This is a genomic window from Nitrosospira sp. NRS527 (assembly GCF_018406445.1).
Classification (GTDB): domain Bacteria; phylum Pseudomonadota; class Gammaproteobacteria; order Burkholderiales; family Nitrosomonadaceae; genus Nitrosospira; species Nitrosospira briensis.
The window spans coordinates 847407-866226 of record NZ_AP024515.1; the positions used below are offsets into that span (position 1 = coordinate 847407).

The window sequence follows — 18820 nt, forward strand, 5'->3', positions numbered from 1 at the left end:
TAATCAATTATGCAAACAACTGCCGTATTGCGTGGGGTCAGGTTATCCGAACAGAAGGGCCGGTTGGTAGCGGACCAGATTCGTGGATTACCGGTGGACCGGGCACTTAATCTGCTTGCCTTCAGTCCGAAAAAAGGCGCCGTCATTATTCGTAAACTGCTTGAGTCGGCTATCGCCAATGCTGAGCATAACGATGGAGCGGATATAGACGAATTAAAGGTATCGACGATATATGTGGATCGCGGACCGTCGATGATGCGTACCAGCGCTCGCGCCAAAGGCCGCGGCAACCGCATCGTCAAGCCGACTTGTCATATTCTTCTTACTGTTGGCGACAAAGCCGGCAACAAAAAATAAGGACGTACCAGGACATTATGGGACAAAAAATAAATCCGACGGGTTTCCGGCTTTCCGTACTTAAAAACTGGTCGTCGAAGTGGTATGCCAATACAAAAAATTTCCCAGGGATGCTGAACGAGGATATCAAGGTTCGGGAATATCTTAAAAAGAAATTGGCGCATGCATCAGTCGGTCGCGTAATCATCGAGCGGCCATCCAAGAATGCGCGCATTACCATTTACAGTTCACGTCCCGGCGTCGTAATCGGCAAGAAAGGCGAGGATATAGAAGTTCTGCGCGGCGTGCTGCAAAAGCTCATGGGTGTTCCGGTGCACGTAAACATCGAGGAAATCCGCAAGCCGGAAATTGATGCGCAACTGATCGCAGACAATATTGCGCAGCAGTTAGAGAAACGAATCATGTTTCGTCGCGCCATGAAACGTGCGATGCAGAACGCCATGCGTTTAGGCGCCCAAGGCATCAAAATCATGAGTGCCGGTCGATTGAACGGCATCGAAATTGCTCGTACCGAATGGTATCGTGAAGGCCGTGTTCCGCTTCACACCCTGCGTGCTGATCTGGATTACGGTGTTTCAGAGGCCAAGACCACATACGGCGTAATCGGAATCAAGGTTTGGGTATTCAAGGGCGAAGTGATTGGACGTAATGATCAATCGGGGGCAATTGGACCAGCAACGCAGGTACCGACTCCCGCGGGAGAACCAGAGGCCAGACGTCCGGCAAGGAAGCCGGCCGGCAGGGCTGAACCCCGGACCGACGCAAGAACCAGCGAGAGGAAAATTGCCAGAAAACCTGAAAACACGGTTGAGGGAGCTTCCTCCAAGTCTGCAACTATAAAGCCAGGAGCAAAAGATGCAGCAACCAGCTAGAACGAAGTACCGCAAACAGCAAAAAGGACGTAATACCGGGGTTGCAACCCGCGGTGCAAAAGTCAGTTTTGGGGAATATGGCCTCAAAGCAGTTGGCCGTGGTCGATTAACCGCGCGACAGATCGAGGCTGCGCGGCGGGCGATGAGTCGTCACATCAAGCGCGGCGGGCGTATCTGGATCCGCATATTCCCTGACAAACCGATCTCCCATAAACCGGCAGAGGTTCGGATGGGTAATGGTAAGGGAAATCCGGAGTACTTCGTGGCTGAAATTCAACCCGGCAAAATGCTGTATGAAATGGACGGGGTTGATGAAGCGCTGGCGCGACAAGCATTTCGTCTGGCCGCGTCCAAGTTGCCGATTCTGACTACATTTGTTGTAAGACAGGTAGGCGGTTAATTATGAAAACGAAAACTAAAGACCTCAGGTCCCTGAATCCAGCAGAGTTGCAGAAAGAGTTGTTAGAGCTTTTGCGGGCTCAGTTTGGCCTGCGGATGCAGCATACGACACAGCAGCTGAGTAATACCAACCAATTACTTAACGTGCGCCGGGATATCGCGCGCGCGAAAACCATACTTAGCCAGAAGGCAAAGCAGTCATGAGTGAAGCTAATTTAAATCGCACCCTCAGTGGAAAAGTGTTGAGCGATAAGATGGATAAGACCATTACTGTCTTGGTCGAACGTAAGGTTAAGCATCCGCTCTATGGAAAGATTATGGTTCGTTCGAAAAAATACCATGTTCATGACGAGAGTAATGAGTTTCACCCGGGTGATATGGTAGTCATCGAAGAATGCCGGCCTCTCTCTAAGACAAAAGCCTGGCGCGTAGTTAAGTTGATGGAGAAGGACAGCCAAGTCAGTTGATTTATTGACGGGTCCGATAGGCGAATGTTTGTTTTACCTTGTTTTCCTGACAAGATTAGCTTATAATTCGGCCTCTTCGTTTTTCAGATCTTTAATTTTTGCAGTCACCAATTGGTGATTTCATAACCCGGACGGGTTCCAATACTGTCCACGCCTCGATCCCGGGGCGGGAAAAGTTGGAAAGAGTGAGTAAAAAATGATCCAAATGCAATCGATTCTGCAGGTCGCGGATAATACTGGTGCTCGTTCAATCATGTGCATCAAAGTGCTGGGTGGATCCAGGCGACGGTACGCTGGTATTGGCGATATCATAAAAGTCAGCATCAAGGATGTTGCGCCACGTGGGCGTGTCAAGAAAGGCGAGGTGTACAATGCGGTGGTGGTTCGTACTTCGAAAGGAGTGCGCCGTGCTGACGGTTCGTTGATCAAATTTGACAGTAACGCAGCCGTGCTGTTGAACGCCAAGCTGGAGCCAATCGGTACGCGCATTTTTGGGCCGGTAACGCGGGAATTGCGTAATGCACGCTTCATGAAAATTGTTTCGCTTGCGCCAGAAGTTTTGTAAGCACGGTAAGGATCGAATATGCGAAAGATAAAAAAAGGTGATGATGTTATCGTCATCACCGGCAAGGACAAAGGCAAGCGTGGCACGGTGCTTCGCGCAGTAAATGCCGACTTAGTGGTGGTCGAGGGCGTCAATAAAGTCAAGAAGCACCAGCGACCCAACCCGAATAAGGGGGCAACGGGTGGAATCGTCGAGATTGAGAATCCAATTCAGGTTTCGAATGTGGCGATTTATAATCCCTTCACTCGCAAAGCTGACCGCGTTGGTTTCAGAATTCAGGAAGGCAAGGGCAAAGTTCGTTATTTCAAGTCGAGCGGTGAACTGCTTGATGCCTGAATAGGTTAAGGGAAAGATTATGGCTCGTCTACAAGAGTATTACCGCAGCACCGTGGTTCAGCAATTGATGCAGCAATTTGGCTATAAATCCGTGATGGAAGTGCCTCGCATCGAGAAAATAACGCTCAATATGGGCGTAGGCGAGGCTGTCGCCGACAAGAAGGTCATGGATAGCGCAGTAAGCGATATGCAAAAAATCGCCGGGCAGAAACCGGTGGTGACGAAGGCAAAAAAATCCATCGCCACGTTTAAGGTTCGTGATGGATATCCGGTTGGCTGCATGGTTACATTGCGTCGTGTTCGCATGTACGAGTTCCTGGATCGGTTGGTTAGCGTGGCCATACCGCGTATTCGTGATTTTCGTGGGGTTTCCGGCAGAGCATTCGATGGGCGGGGAAATTACAACATGGGTGTAAAAGAGCAAATCATTTTCCCCGAAATTGAATATGACAAAATCGACGCGCTAAGGGGTATGAATATAACCATCACCACCACCGCGAAAACGGATGCAGAGGCGAAAGCGTTGCTGGCAGCATTTAAATTTCCATTTAAAAATTGAGAATTGTATGGCCAAAATAGCTGTGATTAACCGCGACTTGAAGCGACGTGAAGTCGTAAAGAAATATGCGCCACGGCGTGCTGAATTGTCGGCCATAATTAACGATGCCAATTCGAGCGATGAGGATCGTCACTCTGCCAGGATCAAGCTTCAGATGTTGCCGCGCAACTCAAGTCCCGTGCGCTTGCGTAATCGTTGTTCCCTGACTGGCCGTCCACGTGGCGTATACAGCAAGTTCGGTCTCGGCCGCAGCAAGCTCCGCGATATTGCTATGAGTGGTGAAATTCCCGGCATCATTAAGGCCAGTTGGTAGATTGAGCCGTCAGATATTTTAGGCATGTTTGAATTCTGGTGGTCCAAATGCGACTTTGGTCCATATAGACGGGGCAAGCCCAATATGATCGATTTAATAATTTCAGAGATTTGTATATTTTCCGCTTACGGAATCTGGATTTCTAGAGGTATCCCTAGATGAGCATGAGTGACCCTATCGCCGATATGCTGACGCGGATTCGTAACGCGCAGCTTTCCGAAAAAACATCCGTTGTAATGCCAGCGTCCAAGCTCAAGGCTGCGATCGCGCAGGTATTGAAGGATGAAGGTTACGTTGAGGATTTCGCAGTTCACCCGGCGGACGGAAAACCACAGTTGGATATCAGTTTAAAATATTATGCTGGGCGTCCTGTAATTGAAAAAATAGAACGTGTTAGCCGTCCCGGCTTGAGGATTTACAAGGCCAGCGACAAGCTTCCTAATGTGATGAACGGCCTAGGCGTGGCGATCGTTTCCACTTCAAAAGGTGTGATGACGGAGCGAAAGGCGCGCGCCAATGGTGTTGGCGGTGAAGTATTGTGCATAGTGGCTTAAGGATATAAAAAATGTCTCGAGTGGGTAAAAATCCTGTGCTGATTCCCGCAGGTGTTGAGGTAATCCTTTCGGCCTCTGAAGTATCGATAAAGGGGCCGCTGGGCGCGTTGACGCGCAATCTGGTTTCAGACATCTCCGTCGAGCGTGACGGCGATAGTTTATTGGTTAAAGCAACGAACGAGTCGAAACATGCCAATGCAATGTCTGGTACGATGCGCGCGCTGCTTGCCAATATGGTCAAGGGGGTAACCAGCGGTTTCCAGAAGAAATTGATGCTGGTTGGGGTGGGATATCGGGCGCAGGCGGCAAATGATGTTCTTAACCTTACCTTGGGATTTTCACACCCGGTGGCTCACAAGATGCCCGAGGGCATAAAAGTTGAGACGCCCACTCAAACAGAGGTCATTATCAAGGGAATGGACAAGCAGCAGGTCGGCCAGGTAGCGGCTGACGTACGTGCCTACCGTAAGCCAGAACCTTATAAGGGCAAGGGTGTTCGTTATTCCGACGAAGTTATCGTCATGAAAGAAACCAAGAAAAAATAATTGGGGTAGATATGCCGAATCCAACAAAATCCCGTTTGCGCCGTGCTCGTCGGACGCGCGCCAAGATCGCCGAGCTGAAGATGGTGCGTTTGGCGGTGCATCGCAGCAATTGTCATATCTATGCGCAGCTGATAGATGGCTCTGGCGGAAGGGTCTTGACCAGCGCATCCACCTTGGAACCGGAGGTTCGCAAGGAGTTGCCCAACGGTGGCACCGTTGATGCGGCAGCGGCAGTGGGGAAGCGGGTTGCGGAAAAAGCCAAGGGTTTAGGTATCGAGACGGTTTCATTCGACCGCTCGGGGTTCAAGTATCATGGGCGCGTAAAGGCATTGGCCGAAGCTGCTCGTGAACATGGCCTCAAATTCTAACTGAGGAAAGATAATGGCTAAAATGCAAGGACGAATGCAAGGGAAGGTGCCTCAGGGTGATGATCGGGGTGATGGCCTGAAGGAAAAAATGGTGGCGATCAATCGGGTCACCAAAGTGGTCAAGGGAGGCCGCATCCTCGGGTTTGCCGCACTGACAGTGGTCGGAAACGGCGATGGCGGTGTCGGCATGGGTAAAGGTAAATCCCGGGAAGTGCCAGTCGCTGTACAGAAGGCGATGGATGAAGCGCGCCGGAAGATGATCAAGGTAAGCCTGAAGAATGGTACGTTACACCACCCGGTCATCGGCAGGCATGGCGCCGCTACGGTCTATATGCAACCGGCGTCCGAAGGGACCGGTATTATTGCTGGAGGCCCAATGCGTGCGATATTTGAAGTGATGGGTGTTCATAATATCCTCGCCAAATGCATCGGTTCAACCAACCCTTATAACGTGGTGCGTGCGACCTTGCATGGACTGCAAGCGATGAATACGCCAGCGGAAATCGCGGCCAAAAGGGGCAAGAGCGTAGAAGAAATCATGGGGCTGGCGAAATGACCGAGGATAAAAAAAAGATTAAGGTTACTTTGGTCAAGAGCCTGATCGGTACGAAACGATCGCATCGTGCGACTGCGCGTGGATTGGGATTGCGCGGAATAAACAGTAGCGCTGAGCTGGAGGATACTCCAGCCGTGCGAGGTATGATCAATAATATTTATTACCTTGTAAAGAGTGAGGCGTAGATGCAGCTGAATTCCATTAAACCCGCCGGTGGCGCCAAGCATGCAAGGCGGCGTTTGGGGCGTGGCATTGGTTCCGGCCTCGGTAAAACTGCCGGACGAGGTCACAAAGGACAAAAATCCCGCTCGGGTGGCTTTCATAAGGTGGGTTTCGAAGGCGGGCAGATGCCTCTCCAACGTCGCCTGCCCAAACGCGGTTTTGTATCACTTACCCGGAGTGATACCGCTGAGGTGCGACTGTCGGCCTTGGGAAGTTTACCCGGGGACGAAATAGATATTCTGGTTCTGAAGCAGGCGGGGGTTATTCCCGGATCTGCCTTGAGCGCCAAAGTGATACTTTCCGGAAAGGTGGAACGCGCATTTAAGTTGCAAGGCATTGCAGTCACAAAAGGCGCCAAAGCTGCCATCGAAGCCGTTGGCGGCAGCGTTGAATAAACTCGAGAGGAGACAGATTGGCCGCTAGTGAATCCCTGCGGGGACTCTCCGGAAAGCTGGGCGACTTGAAACGTCGGCTGTGGTTTCTGTTGCTCGCATTGGTTGTTTATCGTATCGGGGCGCATGTTCCGGTGCCAGGTATCGACCCTCTGGTGCTGAAAGACTTATTCGAGTCGCAGCAGGGGGGCATCCTTGGTATGTTCAACATGTTTTCGGGTGGCGCGCTCTCCCGTTTTTCGATCTTTGCCCTTGGGATCATGCCGTATATTTCGGCGTCGATCATCATGCAATTGGGTACTGTTGCGTTTCCCTATCTCGAAGCGCTGAAGAAGGAAGGTGAATCGGGTCGCAGGAAAATTACCCAATACACTCGATACGGTACATTGGGACTGGCGTTGCTGCAGGGGTATGGCATATCGATCGCATTGCAAGCCCAGCCTGGATTGGTGATCGAGCCCGGACCAATGTTCCTGTTGACGACGGTGATAACGTTGGTTACCGGTACGATATTTTTGATGTGGCTAGGCGAGCAGATTACTGAACGCGGCATCGGCAATGGCATATCGCTCATAATTTTCGCCGGCATTGCAGCGGGACTCCCCAGCGCAATCGGGGGTACGTTGGAACTGGTCAGAACGGGTGCGATGCATTTTCTGGTGGCGTTGGGGATCTTCGTGGCGGCAACGGCGGTGACAGCCTTCGTGGTTTTCGTCGAACGCGGTCAGCGGAAGATACTGGTGAATTATGCGAAACGCCAGGTTGGACGAAAGGTTTATGGCGGCCAAAGTTCTCATTTGCCGTTGAAGCTGAATATGTCGGGTGTCATTCCCCCGATCTTCGCTTCCAGCATTATTTTATTTCCGGCTACGTTGGCGGGGTGGTTTGCGACGGGCGAATCTATGAGCTGGTTGAAGGATATGAGCGGTGCGCTATCGCCGGGCCAACCGATCTACGTGATGATGTATGCGGCGATGATCATATTTTTCTGTTTTTTTTATACCGCGCTTGTATTTAATCCGAGAGAAACTGCCGAGAATCTGAAAAAAAGTGGGGCTTTCATCCCTGGAATTCGTCCGGGCGAGCAAACTGCCAAGTATATCGAACGCATTATGCTGAGACTTACCCTGGCCGGAGCGATTTACGTAACACTCGTGTGCTTGTTGCCGGAATTCCTGATCTTGAAATGGAACGTGCCATTTTACTTTGGAGGGACGTCTCTCCTCATTATCGTGGTGGTAACCATGGACTTCATGGCGCAGGTTCAGGCGTACATAATGTCTCATCAGTATGAAAGCTTGCTGAAGAAAACCAACTTCAAGGGCGGCGGTGGATTGCCGGCGAGATAGTTACATCTAAGGATAGGATGGCCAAAGAAGAAACAATACAAATGCAGGGCGAGATATTGGAAACGTTGCCAAATGCGACCTTCCGTGTCAAGCTGGAAAATGGGCACATCGTGCTGGGGCATATTTCTGGAAAAATGCGAATGCATTACATTCGGATTTTACCCGGGGATAAGGTAACGGTGGATTTGACGCCTTACGATTTAAGCAGAGCGCGAATAACATTTCGCGCTAAATAGCCGGGAAGGAGCATTTATGAAAGTATTAGCCTCTGTTAAAAAAATCTGCCGTAATTGCAAGATCATTAAACGCAATCGGATAGTTCGGGTAATTTGTTCCGATCCAAGGCATAAGCAACGTCAAGGTTGATCGAATAAGCATCACTTTCGATGTTATAATTCAAAATTTTTGTGGGAAACCTGTATGGCCCGTATCGCTGGAGTAAATATCCCGAATCATCAGCATGCCGAAATTGCGTTAACTTCAATCTACGGCATAGGTCGCACCAGAGCGCGGGAGATTTGTGCTGCGGTTGGCATCGGTGCTTCCACCAAGATCAAGGATGTAACCGATGCTCAAATGGATAAGCTGAGAGATAACGTCGCTAAATTTGCGGTCGAGGGCGACCTGCGGCGTGAAATCTCAATGAATATCAAGCGTTTGATGGATTTGGGTTGTTATCGTGGATTGCGTCACCGTCGTGGTTTGCCGGTACGGGGTCAGCGTACTCGTACGAATGCAAGGACGCGTAAGGGGCCACGCAAGGCAGTTCGGGCTTCCAACGCAAAGGCAGCAAGATAAATTTCAGCCAACTGAACGGTAGCATACAGGAATAATTCGATATGGTAAAAGCAGCCACACGGGTTCGTAAGAAGGTCAAGAAAAATGTAGCGGAGGGTATTGCCCACGTTCATGCATCGTTTAATAACACTATCGTGACTATCACGGACCGCCAGGGCAATGCTTTGTCATGGGCAACTTCCGGGGGTGCCGGATTCAAGGGGTCGCGTAAAAGTACTCCATTCGCTGCTCAAGTGGCAGCCGAGCAGGCAAGTAAGGTTGCTCAGGAATGTGGAGTAAAGAATTTGGAAGTGCGTATCAAAGGTCCTGGTCCAGGACGTGAATCCGCTGTGCGGGCTTTGAACGCAGCCGGTTTTAAAATCACCAGTATTTCGGATGTGACGCCGGTTCCGCATAACGGTTGCCGTCCACCGAAGAAACGCCGTATTTAAGGAGTGGTCTGTGGCTAGAAATCTTGATCCTAAATGTCGCCAATGTCGCCGGGAAGGGGAGAAGTTATTCCTGAAAGGCGAGAAGTGTTTTACCGACAAATGCGCAATCGAGCGCAGGAACTATGCGCCCGGTCAGCACGGTCAGAAAAGTACGCGATTGTCTGATTATGGGGTCCAGTTGCGCGAGAAACAGAAGTTGCGCAGGATATATGGCATATTGGAACGCCAGTTCCATAACAATTATGAACTGGCGGAAAGGCAGCGCGGTATTACCGGTGAAAATTTGCTGCAGTTGCTGGAATGTCGCCTGGATACGGTTTCATACCGCATGGGATTTGGTGCATCACGGTCAGAGGCGCGCCAGATTGTGCGTCATAACGGCATCCTGGTAAATGGACGCCGGACCAATATTCCTTCCTATCAGGTTAAGCCCGGTGATGTGATAGAAGTTGCAGAAAAGGCTAAAGGCCATCTGCGCATCAAGGCTGCGGTGGAAGCAGCTGAGCACCGTAATTTTCCAGAGTGGATAGAGATGGATGTCAAGGCGATGAAAGGAACGTTTAAAGTTAAACCTGAGCGTTCTGATTTACCTTCGAGCATCAATGAATCTCTAGTCATTGAGTTGTATTCCAAGTAATTACCGCCCAGGTTTCGGCAAAAGGATCAGGCTATGCCAAGTAACACTTTTCTTACGCCCCGCATTATTGACGTGCAGAATATTTCCCCGCTGCATGCCAAAATTATCATGGAACCGTTTGAACGTGGGTACGGACACACGTTGGGAAATGCGTTACGTCGAATTTTGTTATCGTCCATGCCGGGATTCGCACCAACCGAGGTTCAGATTAGCGGTGTAGTGCATGAGTATTCTGCGCTGGATGGTGTACAAGAGGATGTGGTCGATATTCTGCTCAATCTCAAGGGTATCGTTTTAAAGCTGCACAGCCGAACCGAGGCCATTCTGATCCTCAAAAAGAAAGGTGAAGGTACGGTCACTGCCGGCGACATCGAGGCGGGACATGATGTGGAGATCATTAATCCAGATCATGTGGTGGCACACCTTACTGCCGGCGGGAAGCTGGATATGCAAATCAAGGTTGAACTTGGGCGCGGTTATGTACCTGGAACCGTGCGGCAATTGACAAGTGAAGGGCGTGCTCTTGGCAGTATTTTGCTGGATGCATCTTTCAGTCCGGTGCGGCGCGTAAGTTATGCGGTGGAGAGTGCTCGGGTTGAGCAGCGTACCGACCTCGACAAGCTCGTTATGGATATTGAAACCAACGGCGTTGTCGATCCAGAGGAAGCAATCCGTTATGCAGCGAAGGTACTGGTTGAGCAACTCTCCATATTTGCCGACCTGAAGGGCACGCCGTTACCGGTGGAGCAGCCAAAATTGCCCCAGATCGATCCAGTATTACTTCGACCGGTGGATGATTTGGAGCTTACCGTGCGCTCGGCCAATTGCCTGAAAGCGGAGAATATCTATTATATTGGCGACCTGATTCAGCGCACAGAAACGGAATTGCTGAAAACCCCCAATTTGGGAAGAAAATCTCTCAATGAAATAAAGGAGGTATTGGCGTCCCGCGGGTTGACGCTGGGCATGAAGCTGGAAAGTTGGCCGCCTTCCAATCTTGATAAGGGAAAAAAGGAAACAAGTCATGCGGCACCATAATGGGCTACGAAAGCTAAATCGAACGAGCAGCCACCGGTTGGCGATGCTACGTAACATGACCAATTCATTGTTGCGGCATGAGGTGATTAAAACCACCCTACCTAAGGCCAAGGAGTTGCGTCGTGTAATCGAGCCGATGATAACGCTGGGCAAAAAACCATCGCTGGCAAATCGACGTCTGGCCTTTAATCGCTTGCGCGATCGTGACATGGTCGGGAAATTATTCGGTGAACTGGGTCCCCGATATCAAACACGTAACGGCGGTTACTTGCGTATTCTTAAATTCGGTTTTCGCAAGGGTGACAACGCACCGATGGCATTGGTGGAATTGCTGGATCGACCAGAGCAATTAACTGCGACTACAGCTGGAAAAGCCGATACGTAAGTGCTGGCAATAGGTAAAAAAAGAAGCCGGGTTATCCCGGCTTCTTTATGTCTGATCGACATTGATAAACTGATGCGGTTTAGCATCGTGGAACAAAATCTGCTTTATCTCCGCGCAAGCATAAACCATTGTCTGGTCCGGAGAATTCTTGTATGCTTCCAACATACACTGGTCTGAGCTATCGCTAGCATGGACATTCAATCGGTTATGTATCTTTTATTTCAGCTGGGGCTATTCCGATGGATTTAACGACTTGGACCGTGGCGGAACTTGTTTCGATACGTGAGAAACTTCTTGCGTGGCGTCTCCAACGTGAAGCCCCGACGTGGGGAAACAAGTTCTTGAACTGGAATGGTATAGCGGGTGCGTTTGCATTGCTGACCGGGCTTATGGATATGTTTTTCGGCGGCCCGACCGGGACCAACCTTCTCTTGGTCTTGCTTGGTACTCTTGCCTGCTTTACCTGGTACAAGGGCGAAAAACAGCGGAAAAAAAATATAAGTTTTCTCGAAAAAATTGATGAGGAACTTTCCCGTCGCGGTCATCAATTTTAACGCACTATACCATCCCGGCATATCCGTCAAAAATTTGCCCGAGCGCAGCTAAACTTTGGGGAAAGAATAAACTTCATTGATACTGCGTTGGCAATGTCTTCAAAAAAAGAGATAAACACCCATACTCCTGATCTTGATGAAGACGATGCAGCGCTTTTTACGTCTCTTTGCCAGTTTGTATGGATTCAAGGGGAGGCGCTGCCTTTAATTTATAATCCGGAGCATGCGGTTTATACAAAACAGGGTATCAACTTGCGAGTATTAAAACATTTGGAGTCGATCGGCCTGATATCCTTTGAGGCCGCTGGATATGTGAAGAGATGGTTCGGCAAGCATACCCGCCTGTTTTATTTCGGCCGGGCTACGAAGATCCAGTTTGTGGAGGAAGCGAACAATCAACTTGATCTTGGTCACGTTCTCCTGACAGAAAAAGGAAAAGCATTGGCGACTGTTTTCAGCAATAAGCAAAATCAGGAGTTCTATGAATATGTGATCGGTAAATGGTTTCAGCAGGGCATGGTTATATCGTCTATCCTGGCGAATCGTTGATACCGAATACTTTACCGGCTCAACTATCCTTCTTTAACGATATGGTATTGTTAAACGATATTGCTAAACCAGGCATTCAAGCTTAAACCAGATACGTATCGATTCCCGTCAGCAATAAATCGTATTGAGCCTCTACCATCTCCTTGATCATCAACGCCGGCATGCCGCCCACCACGTTGCCTTCGAGTGCCAGCCAGCCGACGGCATCCGATGGTCCGAGACTGATGACGTAACCCAAGTCGCGATGAAAATACGGCTCCAGCAACTTCAATGAGCCGGAGTGACGTAAAATATTTCTTGCTGCCAGCATTCCTTTGCGAACACCGGATTGCGCTGTCATGGTATTGGAACCGGCAGAGTTATATATGGAACAATCGCCGGCGGTAAAAATATTCTCCATCTGTTTCTGCTCGATCACAATCTGTCCGAATGCATTGGCGAAGAGTGGTGTGTCAAGTTTTTTGCCGAGAAACAGGAGTGAGATGATGGATGAGAGCTTGAATTGGCGACCCGTATCGCTTTCTTCGAGCAAAATCTCATTTGCTGCCTGGCCGCGGTAACGCGTATTAGGATAAAAATCAATATCCAGTTCAGACATGCGCGCCTGGGTATATTCCGAAAAACCTGCTCCAAACTGGTTAAGTACGCGATCTTCCCCGTGAATCAAGCGTAACTTCCATCCGAATTTCCGGCGCCGAAGAAAATGGGCGATTTCAAAAAGAAATTGAATACCTGTGGCGCCTCCGCCTATTACCGAAATGATGTTCTCGCCGGACCCATGTATATCGCGTTGACGGTTCAGCAAGTCGGAGCCGGCGGTGATCATGAAATCACTCAGGTCGAAAATATCGTCTGATTTACTCAGCTGCGCAAGGGGCGAACCTGAGGCCACCAGAAGATAATCAAATGCCAGTATTTCATCGTTGACGACGATAAATCCATCTTTCTGGCACTGCTGGAGAATGCAGTCGTTCAGGATCAACTGGGCGCAAACGTGCCGGCAGCCAAAGCGATTTTCAAGATCGGAAAACGATACGAGGAAGTCGTCCAGTGGATACCGGAACGTTTCATGTATATGCGTAATCTTGAGATGATGAAGCCTGGGATCGATGATCGTGATGCGGGCCTCGGGCATATAGCGCAGAAGAGTTACCAGCGCTGCAATTCCCGCATAACCGCCACCCACTATCACAATTTTGAGTTGCTTATGCCTGGGTATGTAAAATGGTAGAAAAGGCACTACCCCTCCTTCGCAATGCAAATCAGTTCTGTTATTTCATTCATCAGTACCCCATCCGGGATCCCCGGCATGGCTATATTAAACCCAGATAATTCATTAGGCGGCTCTACGAGCCTACGCGAGTGCTAGCGGTCAGTTTGCGGCCATTTTCGCCGCCATTTTTGCTACCTGCGCGGCGTCCATAGACCAGGCTATGGATTTCTCCCAACCGGCAAAACTGTCTCGCAACCTGCCTCGCCATCATCTCGCGTCCTAATGGATTATCCGGCTTTATTTCGTATAACATTTTAACGGGTTACTCAGCCGCTATCGTAATCAGGGCAGCAGCGTAGCACGAATGTCTTGCTGAGGGGCCATCTTGGCTGAATTCAATTTCTGCTGGAAGTTTCCTTATTTTCAGGAATGCTCCCAGGCTTCCAGTTTTCTGTTGCCCACTTCCAAAATGAACTGATATCGCTTCCAATCAATTCCACCGGCGGCGCTTGACCCAGGAAACGTATAGCCATCATTAATTGCGGCATCGGATCGGAAACATCAAGAGGCGTAGCGCAGGTCTGTTTACTGAGTTTCTCACCTTGAGCGTTAACCACTACCGGAAGATGCAGATAGGAGGGGGTCGGATAACCCAGCAATTGTTGCAGGTATATCTGACGAGAAGTGGAATTCAGCAAATCTTTCCCACGTACCACATGAGTGACCCTTTGCTCGGCGTCGTCAACGACCACCGCCAACTGATAAGCAAAAACCCCATCGGCACGGCGCAGCACGAAATCCCCAATATCACTGTGCAATCGATGTAGAACCAGCCCTTGCAACGAATCCTTGAACTGGATCAGTCTGTCATCCGTTCGTATTCGCCGTGCCCCTGGGCATTTGTCATGAAGGGAGCGTCCACGGCAGGTGCCAGGATAAATGGGTCCATCTATTCCTGTGATCGTGGAATCCGCAATTTCCTTGCGGCTACAGACGCAAGGATAAATCAAATGTTGTCTTTCAAGTACAGCGAGCGCTGCCTGGTACGTTTTGTACCGCTGTTTTTGATAGACAATCTCACCATCCCATTCCATTCCCAGCGCTTGCAGGGTATTCAGGATTTTCCCCGATACGCCGGCAATTTCGCGCGTCGGATCCAGGTTTTCGATCCTGACCATCCACTTGCCCTGGCGTGATTTCGCCTCGAGATAGCTGCCAACGGCAGCGACAAGGGAGCCGAAATGCAGCGGTCCGGTCGGAGATGGAGCAAAGCGTCCACAATAGGCTGGAAAAATGGGTAGACTATTAGCCACCGGTCAACTTAATCGATCTGAGGTATCAAGGGTGGGCAGTAATTAAATCGACGAAAAAATCGACAAGAAAATGTGGTAACAGTGATAATACGCTTCCAGAATTATCTTAGCTTATTCTGCCACTAGCCGGATAACTTCCATTAGGACCCGCCAAGAAAAACGGAACCATATCATTGTTTACTGCTTTTTTCCAAGCGACGGCGGGCTGAGGGATGCCCAACTTGACTGACATGCCGAAAGTTTTATGTAAAACCCCAACAAATTTGGCATGGAAATTGCTATAAGATTTGCTCTATTGTAGCCCCGACAAACTGCTTGACTTAGTGCATCTTCGGGGATAGTCTTTATGGGGTTATGGGTATGTAACGTATTGGTAACACCGTATTCAGAAACGCAGGCATAGAGAAACACATGAAACAAGTTGGACCGTATCGAGCAACATCCGCAGCATAAGCAACACCGGAAATCAAGCAACACCCGAAGTATTGAGCAGTAAACCAGACAAAACGAGCAACACCAGATTGAAGGAAAGCAGGACAGCAACAAATTATCGAAGTTTCTACCGGCGTAGAGTAGTTCAGGAACAGAGGCAAGTTCAGGAACAGAGGGGCAGGACAAGCCGGTAGAGCGCGCAGCACTTGATCAACGAAACAAGGCAACAGGAGGAAACAACATGGCAACAACACTAGGAACGTCGGGTCACGCCAAGGCAAGCGGCCGCGACTACGACATGTCGGAGTGGTATGACTCGAGGTGGTACAAATTCGGGCTCATCACCATGCTGCTGGTAGCGATATTCTGGGTCTGGTATCAACGGACCTTCGCCTACTCGCACGGCATGGACTCCATGGAACCCGAGTTTGAAAAAGTATGGATGGGACTGTGGCGCGTCCACATGATCGTCATGCCGATCTTTGCCCTCATCACCTGGGGCTGGATCTGGAAGACCCGCGACACCAACCTGGACAACCTTGACCCCAAACTGGAAGTCAAGCGTTACTTCTACTGGATGATGTGGCTGGGCGTCTACCTGTTTGGCGTATACTGGGGCGGCAGTTTCTTCACCGAGCAGGACGCCTCCTGGCACCAGGTCATCATCCGCGACACCAGCTTCACCCCCAGCCACGTCGTCGTGTTCTACGGCTCCTTCCCCATGTACATCGTCTGCGGCGTGGCAAGCTACCTGTACGCCATGACCCGCCTGCCGCTGTACTCCCGTGGCACCTCGTTCCCGCTCGTCATGGCCATTGCCGGACCGCTCATGATCCTGCCGAACGTAGGCCTGAACGAATGGGGTCATGCCTTCTGGTTCATGGAAGAACTCTTCAGCGCACCGCTGCACTGGGGCTTCGTCATCCTGGGCTGGTCGGGACTGTTTGCAGGCGGGATCGCAGCACAGATCATCACCCGCTACTCCAACCTGACCGACGTCGTCTGGAATGGCCAAAGCAAAGTCATCCTCAACAACCGGATCGTACCGTAACCTGAAAGACCGGCTGAACCCAAGTTCAGCCGGTCTTTTTGATTTGGCACCACCCGGACTCGAGGAACCCTGAGGAACCTTGGGCCGCTCTGCCGCCGCAACCCGACGGCAGAGCGGCCCGCCGCTACCGCCGCTGCGGCGAACAAAGACCCAGCCCAAAAAAAACAAGCTGGGGCGGAAAGAGGACAAGCAGCACCAAGCAACACGCAACAGCAACACATCATTCACGTATTAAGATCGTAGACATTTGAGGGGAGGGTGCGATGAGCAGAACCGATGAAATACTGAAGGCGGCCAAGATGCCGCCGGAAGCAGTAAAGATGTCCAGGATGATAGACGCGGTATATTTCCCGATTCTATGTATCCTTCTGGTTGGAACCTACCACATGCACTTCATGCTGCTGGCAGGCGACTGGGACTTCTGGCTGGACTGGAAAGACCGCCAATGGTGGCCGGTAGTGACCCCCATCGTGGGCATCACCTATTGCGCCGCCATCATGTACTACCTGTGGGTCAACTACCGGCTGCCCTTTGGCGCCACCCTCTGCGTCGTCTGCCTGCTGACCGGCGAATGGCTGACCCGCTACTGGGGCTTCTACTGGTGGTCGCACTACCCCATCAGCTTCGTCTTCCCCTCCACCATGATACCGGGCGCACTGGTCATGGACACCGTCATGCTGCTCACCCGCAACTGGATGATCACAGCCTTAGTCGGCGGAGGCGCATTCGGACTCCTGTTCTACCCGGGTAACTGGCCCATCTTTGGCCCGACCCACCTGCCGCTGGTAGCGGAAGGCGTACTGTTGTCCGTTGCTGACTACACCGGCTTCCTGTACGTTCGCACCGGCACCCCCGAGTACGTACGCAACATCGAACAAGGCTCACTCAGAACCTTTGGCGGCCACACCACCGTCATCGCCTCATTCTTTGCCGCCTTCGTCTCCATGCTCATGTTCTGCCTCTGGTGGTACTTCGGCAAACTTTACTGCACCGCATTCTTCTACGTCAAAGGGGCCCGTGGCCGCGTCACCATGAAAAACGACGTCACTGCATTTGGCGAAGAAGGCTTTCCCGAGGGGATCAAATAATGGAATTCAACAACCTCATCAAGCGCAGCCTGACCGGCCTGTGCGGCATGGCAGCCCTGGGCATGACCTTCATGCTCGACGTCACCCCGGCCCAGGCCCACGGCGAACGCTCCCAGGAACCCTTCCTGCGCATGCGTACCATCCAGTGGTACGACATGAAATGGGGACCTGAGACCACCAAAGTGAACGACCTGGCCAGCATGACCGGCAAATTTCACCTGGCCGAAGACTGGCCGCGCGCTGTTGGCAAACCGGGCCGCGCCTTCTTCAACGTCGGCAGCCCCAGCCCCGTGTTCGTACGCCTCTCCACCAAGCTGAACGGCGAACCGACCATGATTGCCGGCCCGCTCGAAATCGGACGCGACTACGCCTTCGAAGTCAGGCTCAAAGCCCGCATCCCGGGTCGCCATCACATGCACGCCATGCTGAACATCAAGGATGCAGGCCCGATTGCCGGCCCCGCCGCCTGGATGAACATCACCGGCAGCTGGGATGACTTCACCAACCCCGTCAAACTGCTGACAGGCGAGACCATCGATACCGAAACCTTCAACCTGGGCAACGGCCTCTTCTGGCACGCCCTGTGGATGGGATTGGGCATCTTCTGGATCGGCTACTACGTTGCCCGGCCCATGTTCCTGCCGCGCAGCCGCGTACTGCTGGCCTACGGCGACGAACTGCTGCTGGACCCGATGGACACCAAAGTGGCCTGGATCGTACTGCTTGCCACCATTGGGCTCGTATGGGGCGGCTACCGTTACACCGAAAACAAGCATCCCTACACCGTGCCCATCCAGGCGGGTGAATCCAAGGTTGCCCCGTTGCCGGTGAAACCCAACCCCATCTCCATCAAAGTGACCCACGCCAACTACGACGTACCGGGGCGGGCACTGCGGGTTACCATGAGCGTCACCAACAGCGGCGATTCAGCCTACCGCATTGGCGAATTCACCACGGCCGGCATCCGGTTCATCAACAAAGTGGGCTTGAAGCACATGGACCGCAACTATCCGAAGGAACTCGTGGCCACCGGCTTATCGTTTGACAACGAGACCCCGATACAGCCGGGCGAGACCCGTGAAGTGAAGATGGAAGCGAAAGACGCACTGTGGGAAGTACAGCGGCTCATGGCCTTGCTGGGCGACCCGGAAAGCCGTTTTGGCGGATTGCTCATGACATGGAGCGATAGTGGCGATCGCAACATCAACAGCATAGCGGGCGCCGTCATACCGGTCTTCACCAAGCTCTAAGCCGCATGGGACGCAAGGCCTAGCCCCGTCCCGCAAGGCATTGACACCGGTCCGCCGCCGTCGCCAGACGGAAAGGTGGATCGGTGTTTTTATGCAGCATAAAAATAGAAATAGCAGGCTTCTTTTATCCCTTTAAATCTCTCACGGGTAAGAAGACAGCCTGACAATAAAATGATTGCGGAGCCAAGCTGGCTCACCAATCAAGTAGACTCCTACGGATTGTGCGG

General features: G+C 51.3%; 31 protein-coding genes. 28 read left to right on the forward strand and 3 right to left on the reverse strand.

Annotated elements, in window-relative coordinates; genetic code table 11:
• Nucleotides 1–9: 9 nt before the first annotated feature.
• From rplV to KJS40_RS03870, 25 genes are all read left to right on the forward strand, one after another.
• Nucleotides 10–357, forward strand: a complete 348-nt coding sequence (gene rplV / locus KJS40_RS03750) for a 50S ribosomal protein L22 (RefSeq protein WP_025042203.1) — start codon at nt 10–12, stop codon at nt 355–357.
• A 17-nt stretch (nt 358–374) separates the two neighbouring features.
• Nucleotides 375–1229: a 30S ribosomal protein S3 gene (gene rpsC / locus KJS40_RS03755; RefSeq protein ID WP_213539117.1), complete on the forward strand. Its 855-nt coding sequence runs from the start codon at nt 375–377 to the stop codon at nt 1227–1229.
• A complete protein-coding gene (rplP, locus tag KJS40_RS03760; protein ID WP_025042201.1) occupies nt 1213–1629 on the forward strand; it encodes a 50S ribosomal protein L16 in 417 nt (138 codons plus the stop codon). The genes rpsC and rplP overlap by 17 nt, the downstream gene beginning before the upstream one ends.
• A gap of 2 nt (nt 1630–1631) precedes the next feature.
• Complete coding sequence (gene rpmC / locus KJS40_RS03765) at nt 1632–1832, forward strand: 50S ribosomal protein L29 (RefSeq protein ID WP_213539118.1); 201 nt, start codon at nt 1632–1634, stop codon at nt 1830–1832.
• Entirely contained in the window at nt 1829–2095 is a 267-nt protein-coding gene (gene rpsQ / locus KJS40_RS03770) for a 30S ribosomal protein S17 (protein WP_090456931.1), read from the forward strand. Before rpmC ends, rpsQ begins: the two co-directional genes overlap by 4 nt.
• A 196-nt stretch (nt 2096–2291) precedes the next feature.
• On the forward strand, nt 2292–2660 hold the full coding sequence (rplN, locus tag KJS40_RS03775) for a 50S ribosomal protein L14 (RefSeq protein WP_025042198.1): 369 nt from the start codon (nt 2292–2294) through the stop codon (nt 2658–2660).
• Between the two features lie 18 nt (nt 2661–2678).
• Nucleotides 2679–2996, forward strand: coding sequence for a 50S ribosomal protein L24 (rplX, locus tag KJS40_RS03780; RefSeq protein WP_213539119.1), 318 nt, complete (start codon nt 2679–2681; stop codon nt 2994–2996).
• Between the two features lie 19 nt (nt 2997–3015).
• Nucleotides 3016–3555: a 50S ribosomal protein L5 gene (gene rplE / locus KJS40_RS03785; RefSeq protein ID WP_090456925.1), complete on the forward strand. Its 540-nt coding sequence runs from the start codon at nt 3016–3018 to the stop codon at nt 3553–3555.
• 7 nt (nt 3556–3562) lie between these two features.
• Nucleotides 3563–3868: a 30S ribosomal protein S14 gene (gene rpsN, locus KJS40_RS03790; protein ID WP_090456923.1), complete on the forward strand. Its 306-nt coding sequence runs from the start codon at nt 3563–3565 to the stop codon at nt 3866–3868.
• A gap of 158 nt (nt 3869–4026) precedes the next feature.
• Complete coding sequence (rpsH, locus tag KJS40_RS03795) at nt 4027–4422, forward strand: 30S ribosomal protein S8 (protein ID WP_090456921.1); 396 nt, start codon at nt 4027–4029, stop codon at nt 4420–4422.
• Nucleotides 4423–4433: 11 nt separating this feature from the next.
• On the forward strand, nt 4434–4967 hold the full coding sequence (rplF, locus tag KJS40_RS03800; protein WP_213539120.1) for a 50S ribosomal protein L6: 534 nt from the start codon (nt 4434–4436) through the stop codon (nt 4965–4967).
• A gap of 11 nt (nt 4968–4978) precedes the next feature.
• A complete protein-coding gene (gene rplR / locus KJS40_RS03805) occupies nt 4979–5335 on the forward strand; it encodes a 50S ribosomal protein L18 (protein ID WP_213539121.1) in 357 nt (118 codons plus the stop codon).
• A gap of 13 nt (nt 5336–5348) precedes the next feature.
• Nucleotides 5349–5891, forward strand: a complete 543-nt coding sequence (gene rpsE, locus KJS40_RS03810; RefSeq protein WP_036576846.1) for a 30S ribosomal protein S5 — start codon at nt 5349–5351, stop codon at nt 5889–5891.
• On the forward strand, nt 5888–6076 hold the full coding sequence (gene rpmD, locus KJS40_RS03815; RefSeq protein ID WP_213539122.1) for a 50S ribosomal protein L30: 189 nt from the start codon (nt 5888–5890) through the stop codon (nt 6074–6076). The genes rpsE and rpmD overlap by 4 nt, the downstream gene beginning before the upstream one ends.
• Nucleotides 6077–6508, forward strand: a complete 432-nt coding sequence (rplO, locus tag KJS40_RS03820; protein WP_213539123.1) for a 50S ribosomal protein L15 — start codon at nt 6077–6079, stop codon at nt 6506–6508. It begins immediately after the preceding gene.
• 17 nt (nt 6509–6525) lie between these two features.
• Nucleotides 6526–7854 (forward strand): preprotein translocase subunit SecY, encoded by a 1329-nt coding sequence (gene secY / locus KJS40_RS03825; protein ID WP_213539124.1) that lies wholly within the window; start codon nt 6526–6528, stop codon nt 7852–7854.
• Between the two features lie 17 nt (nt 7855–7871).
• The gene (gene infA / locus KJS40_RS03830; RefSeq protein WP_011380144.1) at nt 7872–8090 is read left to right on the forward strand and encodes a translation initiation factor IF-1; all 219 of its coding nucleotides are present in this window, start codon (nt 7872–7874) and stop codon (nt 8088–8090) included.
• A 16-nt stretch (nt 8091–8106) separates the two neighbouring features.
• Nucleotides 8107–8220, forward strand: a complete 114-nt coding sequence (gene rpmJ, locus KJS40_RS03835; RefSeq protein WP_072767110.1) for a 50S ribosomal protein L36 — start codon at nt 8107–8109, stop codon at nt 8218–8220.
• A 54-nt stretch (nt 8221–8274) separates the two neighbouring features.
• Nucleotides 8275–8652 (forward strand): 30S ribosomal protein S13, encoded by a 378-nt coding sequence (rpsM, locus tag KJS40_RS03840; RefSeq protein WP_025042187.1) that lies wholly within the window; start codon nt 8275–8277, stop codon nt 8650–8652.
• 41 nt (nt 8653–8693) lie between these two features.
• The gene (gene rpsK / locus KJS40_RS03845) at nt 8694–9083 is read left to right on the forward strand and encodes a 30S ribosomal protein S11 (protein ID WP_004181016.1); all 390 of its coding nucleotides are present in this window, start codon (nt 8694–8696) and stop codon (nt 9081–9083) included.
• A 10-nt stretch (nt 9084–9093) separates the two neighbouring features.
• Nucleotides 9094–9720, forward strand: coding sequence for a 30S ribosomal protein S4 (rpsD, locus tag KJS40_RS03850; RefSeq protein ID WP_090456908.1), 627 nt, complete (start codon nt 9094–9096; stop codon nt 9718–9720).
• Between the two features lie 33 nt (nt 9721–9753).
• Complete coding sequence (rpoA, locus tag KJS40_RS03855; RefSeq protein ID WP_072767107.1) at nt 9754–10758, forward strand: DNA-directed RNA polymerase subunit alpha; 1005 nt, start codon at nt 9754–9756, stop codon at nt 10756–10758.
• On the forward strand, nt 10745–11143 hold the full coding sequence (gene rplQ, locus KJS40_RS03860) for a 50S ribosomal protein L17 (protein WP_213539125.1): 399 nt from the start codon (nt 10745–10747) through the stop codon (nt 11141–11143). The genes rpoA and rplQ overlap by 14 nt, the downstream gene beginning before the upstream one ends.
• Before the next feature lie 239 nt (nt 11144–11382).
• Entirely contained in the window at nt 11383–11697 is a 315-nt protein-coding gene (locus tag KJS40_RS03865) for a hypothetical protein (RefSeq protein ID WP_213539126.1), read from the forward strand.
• Nucleotides 11698–11790: 93 nt separating this feature from the next.
• A complete protein-coding gene (locus KJS40_RS03870) occupies nt 11791–12246 on the forward strand; it encodes a DUF2806 domain-containing protein (RefSeq protein WP_213539127.1) in 456 nt (151 codons plus the stop codon).
• A gap of 82 nt (nt 12247–12328) precedes the next feature.
• Here the strand turns inward: KJS40_RS03870 and KJS40_RS03875 are convergent, their stop codons facing one another.
• The 3 genes from KJS40_RS03875 to gluQRS form a co-directional block, all read right to left on the reverse strand.
• Nucleotides 12329–13486 carry an FAD-dependent oxidoreductase gene (locus KJS40_RS03875; RefSeq protein WP_213539128.1) on the reverse strand — a complete coding sequence of 386 codons (1158 nt, stop codon included), beginning with the start codon at nt 13484–13486 and terminating at the stop codon, nt 12329–12331.
• Nucleotides 13487–13592: 106 nt separating this feature from the next.
• A complete protein-coding gene (locus KJS40_RS03880; protein ID WP_213539129.1) occupies nt 13593–13772 on the reverse strand; it encodes a hypothetical protein in 180 nt (59 codons plus the stop codon).
• Nucleotides 13773–13854: 82 nt separating this feature from the next.
• Nucleotides 13855–14772, reverse strand: coding sequence for a tRNA glutamyl-Q(34) synthetase GluQRS (gluQRS, locus tag KJS40_RS03885; RefSeq protein WP_213539130.1), 918 nt, complete (start codon nt 14770–14772; stop codon nt 13855–13857).
• A gap of 673 nt (nt 14773–15445) precedes the next feature.
• Here gluQRS and KJS40_RS03890 point away from each other — a divergent pair.
• From KJS40_RS03890 to KJS40_RS03900, 3 genes are all read left to right on the forward strand, one after another.
• Nucleotides 15446–16255: a methane monooxygenase/ammonia monooxygenase subunit C gene (locus KJS40_RS03890; RefSeq protein WP_053111335.1), complete on the forward strand. Its 810-nt coding sequence runs from the start codon at nt 15446–15448 to the stop codon at nt 16253–16255.
• A gap of 263 nt (nt 16256–16518) precedes the next feature.
• Nucleotides 16519–17343 carry a methane monooxygenase/ammonia monooxygenase subunit A gene (locus KJS40_RS03895; RefSeq protein WP_025042266.1) on the forward strand — a complete coding sequence of 275 codons (825 nt, stop codon included), beginning with the start codon at nt 16519–16521 and terminating at the stop codon, nt 17341–17343.
• Nucleotides 17343–18593, forward strand: coding sequence for a methane monooxygenase/ammonia monooxygenase subunit B (locus KJS40_RS03900; RefSeq protein WP_213537966.1), 1251 nt, complete (start codon nt 17343–17345; stop codon nt 18591–18593). Before KJS40_RS03895 ends, KJS40_RS03900 begins: the two co-directional genes overlap by 1 nt.
• The last annotated feature ends 227 nt before the right edge of the window (nt 18594–18820 follow it).